The 6,228-nt window shown below is 40.6% G+C and carries 6 protein-coding genes and 1 pseudogene; 2 read left to right on the forward strand and 5 right to left on the reverse strand.

Annotated elements, in window-relative coordinates:
• Positions 1–32: 32 nt before the first annotated feature.
• Together D0463_RS11800 and D0463_RS11805 are read right to left on the reverse strand one after the other, a co-directional pair.
• The gene (locus D0463_RS11800; RefSeq protein ID WP_117307605.1) at positions 33–377 is read right to left on the reverse strand and encodes a hypothetical protein; all 345 of its coding nucleotides are present in this window, start codon (positions 375–377) and stop codon (positions 33–35) included.
• A gap of 101 nt (positions 378–478) precedes the next feature.
• Complete coding sequence (locus D0463_RS11805) at positions 479–1,723, reverse strand: esterase/lipase family protein (protein WP_254052779.1); 1,245 nt, start codon at positions 1,721–1,723, stop codon at positions 479–481.
• A gap of 455 nt (positions 1,724–2,178) precedes the next feature.
• Between D0463_RS11805 and sigH the strand changes: the two genes are divergently transcribed.
• Entirely contained in the window at positions 2,179–2,829 is a 651-nt protein-coding gene (gene sigH / locus D0463_RS11810) for an RNA polymerase sporulation sigma factor SigH (protein WP_117307606.1), read from the forward strand.
• 135 nt (positions 2,830–2,964) lie between these two features.
• Here sigH and katA read toward each other — a convergent pair whose 3' ends face one another.
• The 3 genes from katA to D0463_RS11825 form a co-directional block, all read right to left on the reverse strand.
• Positions 2,965–4,422 (reverse strand): catalase KatA, encoded by a 1,458-nt coding sequence (gene katA / locus D0463_RS11815; RefSeq protein ID WP_117307607.1) that lies wholly within the window; start codon positions 4,420–4,422, stop codon positions 2,965–2,967.
• Positions 4,423–4,797: 375 nt separating this feature from the next.
• Positions 4,798–5,052 (reverse strand): hypothetical protein, encoded by a 255-nt coding sequence (locus tag D0463_RS11820; RefSeq protein ID WP_117307608.1) that lies wholly within the window; start codon positions 5,050–5,052, stop codon positions 4,798–4,800.
• Between the two features lie 163 nt (positions 5,053–5,215).
• Entirely contained in the window at positions 5,216–5,452 is a 237-nt protein-coding gene (locus D0463_RS11825; RefSeq protein ID WP_117307609.1) for an alpha/beta-type small acid-soluble spore protein, read from the reverse strand.
• Positions 5,453–5,845: 393 nt separating this feature from the next.
• Here D0463_RS11825 and D0463_RS11830 point away from each other — a divergent pair.
• Positions 5,846–6,228: pseudogene (locus D0463_RS11830) on the forward strand (hypothetical protein); the annotation flags it as partial.

A 6,228-nucleotide genomic window follows, 5' to 3' on the forward strand; every position in this document is an offset into this window, starting at 1 on the left:
AATGAGGATTCCTGCTTCTTCTTATGCAATCGTTAAAATTCACCTTCAGCCTGAGTAAACGGAATGTTCAACCGGCCTTCCACCACACGCAGTCTTTGATTTAATCTGTTCAGCCGGCGTGTATGGCGCTCATCGTTCTGATTCAGGCGGCCGATCTCCTGGTTAATGCGGTTGATTTCTCTGGTTATACGGGCAATTTCTTGGTTTAACCGGGTCAGTTCTCTAACTTGCTGCTGATTCTGCCTTTCCAGCGCGCTTACTCTTCTCTCAAGTGACTGAGGCTGCACCTGTTGTCTGTAAGGATCAACCGGCGCTTGTGGCAAATACTGATTATCAAACTGTTGTGGTGGTACAAATTGAAAATCATTAGGATTCATAGGGTTACTCTCCTTTTTCTATTTGAACTCCTTATAAACTATGTAGGCGCATGCCATGTGACACGGCAAATGCCCAGAGACAGCAAAAAATGCGAAATTGATTATCTTGGCAGCTGATGCAGATTTTCTGCAACTCCGTTATAAAAGCGATAAATGTCAGTTAATCCAATGGCATCTCCCGCATTCATTCCGTTATAGTCCATATGGTCCCAGCCATACTGAATAGGGAAGTGATTCCATTCGCCTTGTTTCACATTTCCATCATACGGTTTCTCTGCCTGACCGAAAGGGTACTTGGATGAAACGACATTGACCAATCCATCGTTTGGCCACCATGACTTGTCAATCACAGGCTCTGGGCTGCTCCTTGTATACGATCCCATATAACCGCTTGAACCAATAAACAATGGATTCATGGTAGCTATCGGATAGGAATACCCGGTTAAGGGAACTTTGAAGGTTGCATTGCCGGTATAAGAGAAATAGTATACGTTCGGCTGGGCTTTCACCCACTCATTGACTTTTGCCGCACCAAAGGTTGTTAAATCATTCAAGCTGATGTCTTCACTGGTCCATATCGAACTTTTATATACCCGGTCTGCATATTGTACGAAGTTTTCATCGCGTTTCCGTTTTAATCCCCACTGATCCAGCTTGAAATCATAAGCCATTGTTTCACTGTTTGCACCTGACAAGGCACCTGCATTCAAGACCATCTGCTTAACCAATGGCAGCAGATTTCCCTCATCAGCAAATGTGGAACCATTATGCGGAGTCGCAATGCTCGTCACGCTGTGTGCCCAGCTTTTCCCGCCCTTGAATAAAGGGGAAAGTCCCTCTTCAGGGTGCTGGCTGAAATATTGCTTTTCTTTGTGATTTCCATTCTTCAGCAGCTCAACAAGGGTTCTCGAAGTCTGTCCACCCATACTATGGCCGACTAAATGAATTTTGTTCGTACTGTCCCATTGACTGTAGATGCCCGGATACGACCTGCCAAACCGATCATGGCCGTGTTCCTTTGCATGTGCTGCCCCGTAGTCAACAGTGCCACCCTTAATGTAGTGATATAATTCCACAGCCCGGTCCCAGTTGCTGGATACAGGGCCGACAGCGGCTGTATACGTTTTGTGTCCCTTGCTGTTTAAATTGGCCTCAATATCATTCAACCCGCCCCAGTATTTAAATCCGCCCATTTCATCCCGGCCCCAGCCGGTTAAGCCATGCACTAACACGATGGGATAATCATTTCCCTCAGAAGCAGGCTGTACTTTTGCATCCGCCACTTGGGGCGCTAAAAAAACCAGACTTATTAAAGCGCTTACAAAAAACCTCAAACGTGTTTTCAATTTTTAATCCTCCTCACTTGTTTTGAATATTCTGATATTATACATACCGGGCTAACGATTTACAAATGATACAGCTTGGCCAGTTTTATGGTATATAGGCTTAAGAGCTTATTTACATCCGCGTAATACTTTTTATTTTACAATTTGTCATTTTAAACTACTTGCGAGGTATGATTATCTTCACGAATTTTTAAAAAAACTGATTTGAGTAATACAAATCCAATTAAAGCAAAAAAACTAATCACGTTTTGAGCAAAAATCGACATCAACCATTCTTTACGGGGGTTATAAGATATAAGCTGTATAAGAATGAGCGATTTTTTATAGCTTTATGGCACAGAATGTAGAAACCCGTCGATATTTGTTCATATCTTTAAAGGCTTATCTACGGTACTATTAAGAGACAAATTTAATCATAAAAAACATCTAAACTCAGAATCGGCGGGGGGATATGGGTGAGTCTAAACTTCGTAGTAGAGTTGGCAGAGAATTATCCAACATTGAAAGATGAAGTATTGGTAGAATTGGTTCACAAAGGTGATAGCGAGTCATTGGATTTTCTAATCAAAAAATACCGCAATGTGGTACGAGTTAAAGCGAGTAAATATTTTTTAATCGGTGGAGATAAAGAAGATATCATTCAAGAGGGTATGATTGGATTGTATAAGGCGATTCGGGATTTTAGGGAAGATAAGTTGACCTCTTTTAAAGCTTTTGCTGAACTTTGTATTACCAGACAAATCATAACCGCGATCAAGACAGCTACCCGTCAAAAACATACTCCTCTCAATTCGTATATTTCTTTGGACAAGCCTATTTATGAAGAGGAGTCCGGTCATACGCTTTTGGATGTGATACCCGGGTCAATCGTGACGGATCCGGCCGTATTAATTATAAATCAGGAAAATTCCGATAATATTGAAGGTAAAATGGCTGAAATGTTGAGTGATTTAGAGAGAAGAGTACTTTCATTATATATGGACGGGCAATCTTATCTGGAGATATCTAAAGAACTGAACAAGCATGTAAAATCGATAGATAATGCCCTCCAGAGAGTCAAAAGAAAAATGGAAAGATTTATAGACGTGAGAGAGGTCACCCTATAACCAACAAAATAAGTCGGAGAGACTTTGCTGCTGTTCTCTCAAAAAAAAGGTATCCGTTTTTAAACGGATACCTTTTTACTTGAGAAAATGAGAATAAAATTGAGAATTTGTTTGTCTGCTTAATTTCTAGATATCTTAAACTTCTTGCGGTATAGCTAAGCCAAGTCCTTCGGCAACGCGTGTACCGTATTCACGGTCAGCTTTGAAGAAGTGTTGAACTTGACGAAGTTTGATTTCTTCGATTTCAACAGGCTTCATAGCACCTACGATATTTTGGACAAGACGTGTACGTTCTTCTTCACTCAACAGACGGTATAGGTCGCCGGCTTGAGTGTAGTGATCATGCTGGTCATAAGCCACGCTGTCGGCAACACCAGTGATCGGAAGTGGGGCTGGTTTGTTTTCAGTAGATTCTGTTGGTCCGCCAAAGCTGTTTGGCTCGTAATATACAGAACCGCCGCCGTTGTTATCGACACGCATTTGTCCGTCACGCTGATAATTATTCACTTCTGCTTTTGGACGGTTTACAGGCAAAGTATTATGGTTTGCCCCAACACGGTAGCGATGAGCATCTGAATATGCGAATAAGCGTCCTTGAAGCATTTTATCCGGTGAAGCTTCGATACCTGGTACGAATGCGCCAGGAGAGAATGTTGCTTGTTCTACTTCAGCAAAGTAATTCTCCGGATTTCTATCTAATACCATACGGCCTAATTCGATTAACGGATAGTCTTTTTGTGACCAAACTTTTGTCACATCGAATGGATCGAAACGGTACGTATTAGCATCCTCTATTGGCATGATTTGAACACATAGCTTCCATGCCGGGAAATCGCCTTTTTCAATCGCATTGAATAGATCTTCCGTATGATAATCAGGATTTTCACCTGCAAGCTTTGCAGCAAGATTCACATCAAGGTTTTTGATGCCTTGTTCAGTTTTAAAGTGATATTTTACCCATACGCCTTCACCTTGTTCATTCACCCATTTGAATGTATGGCTTCCGAATCCGTGCATATGGCGGAGTGTAGCAGGAATACCACGGTCAGACATCAAGGTAGTTACTTGATGAAGTGATTCAGGTGATAGGGACCAGAAATCCCATACAGCTGTTGGGTTTTTTAAGTGTGTTTTTGGATCTCTCTTTTGTGTATGGATGAAATCAGGGAATTTGATTGCATCGCGAATGAAGAATACTGGTGTGTTGTTACCAACAAGATCATAGTTTCCTTCTTCAGTGTAGAATTTTACGGCAAATCCGCGCGGGTCACGAACTGTATCAGCGGAACCAAGTTCACCTGCTACTGTGGAGAAACGAATAAACATTGGCGTACGTTTTCCAACACTTGATAGGAAGTTCGCCTTTGTATATTTTGAAAGGTCATTTGTTACTTCAAAATAACCATGTGCACCAGCGCCTTTCGCATGAACAACACGCTCAGGTACACGTTCTCTATTAAAATGCGCCAATTTTTCCAGAAGATGGACATCTTGGATTAAAGTAGGGCCACGATCGCCAGCTGTTTGGGAGTTTTGGTTATCTCCGACTGGAGCACCCCAGCTGGTAGTAAGATTTTTCTTATTAGTACTCATGAATAGAATCACCTCTAATAGATTTTTTAGAAAGACTATAAATATTATGATAACATTCACTAAAGAAAAATCAATATTTTTTTATAATAATTATAAATAAGAAGAAATACTTGTAATTCAAATTGTTTTATGATCTAGATCGGTTATATATAATTATATTCGGTAAGATTTTTTCTGGAAATTGAATGTGGATCTATACAAAGTTGTCCGCAGGACCATAATATTTATGTGGGATAATTGATAAAAAGGATAGCGAATTGAGAAGACTGATTCTATAAACGAAGATAAAGATAAGCCCCCTTGTAGAATAACAAGGGGGCTGTATCAATTATTGTGAAAAATTGAGGGTATCAAGATGGCTACTGCCACTTTTTGCTAGAGTGTCTGCTGTTGCTGTAATTGTTGTGCACATTGTTGAGCGAGTTGCTGAATTTGTTGCAGCTGCTCAGCAGCAGTCAGCTCTCTTTGAGCAAAAGCTTGTAATTGCATTCCTGCTTGAGGCCCGTTTTGCGCTTGTTGTGCTGCTTGAGCATTTTGTTGCTCCTGCTGTTGCAACTGTTGGGAAATTTGCAGGATTTGCTGTAACGATTGCTGTGCCTGCTGTGCTACATCATAAATTCGTTGTGGCATATTTTTCACTCCTTTTTTATTGGTTCTTTCATATTGTTTCCATATATTTACCTAATTATGTAATGGATTATTAAACAATTTATATTGTATACAAAGATTCCCTTTAGAACGATGTGAAGCTACCTAACTAAGTAGGTAGCCTCGTATCCATTATATTCTGTTATTAGCCTCTTGAAGGAGTAGTTGGAGCACCAACTTGTCCAGCCAATTGAGATTGAGCTGTTGCTACAAGACGCTTTGTGATTTCTCCACCAACAGATCCGTTTGCACGGGAAGTTTGCTCTGCTCCTAGTTGTACACCAAACTCAGAAGCGATTTCGTACTTTAACTGTTCAAGAGCCATTTCTGCACCTTGTACTAATAGACGGTTACGGCCGCCACCACTGTTACTTCTTGACATGTGTTTTCACCTCCTTGATGATTATGATGTCTAAATTGCACAATCAAATTCAGTGTAAATAATGGAAGGGTTTTAGATGATTTTTTACTCAGAATTGCAAATGTAGAGGGTAAGGAATGACGGTTTCTACTTACTTAATTCCTCCTTAAAGTAATAATGATTGCTTCGCTTTATAAAATGCGTTTGGAAAGAAGATTAATTCCTCCTTTAAAGAAAATCACCATATATGTTTTTGATTATTTGTTTTAACGAAAAAATGAATATATACAGATAGAAAGTAACAAGCTAACAAACGGAAACGGAATTAAATTATTATGAAAAACCACGTATAAAATAAAAAATAGTACAAATTCTATAGTTGTTGTTACTAATTGAATCCAAGGAGGAGACAACATGCTACAAAGAATTAATCAAGCAGCTCAACAAGCACAACAGTCAGTTCGGCAGATACAACAACGTGCTCAACAAATGTCTGGAATGGGAATGCAAGCTGGTGGATTTGCAGGTGCTCAGAATATCATGCAGCCTGGATTTGCCGGAACAGACGGGCAACAGGTAAGACAGGAAATCGCCCAAGACCTGCAAAACCAAAGTGGGATGAACAGTGGAAGCATGGGAGGATACCAACAATTTGCCGGAGCTGGATTCGGTGGAGGCCAATCCAACATGCAATCAGGCTTTGGAGGCGCTCAAAATATTATGCAGCCAGGATTCGCAGGCACAGATGGTCAACAGGTGAGACAAGAAATCGCCAGAGACCTGCAAAACCAAAGTGG

This window comes from Bacillus sp. V59.32b (assembly GCF_003429085.1).
Taxonomy (GTDB): Bacteria; Bacillota; Bacilli; order Bacillales; family DSM-1321; genus Peribacillus.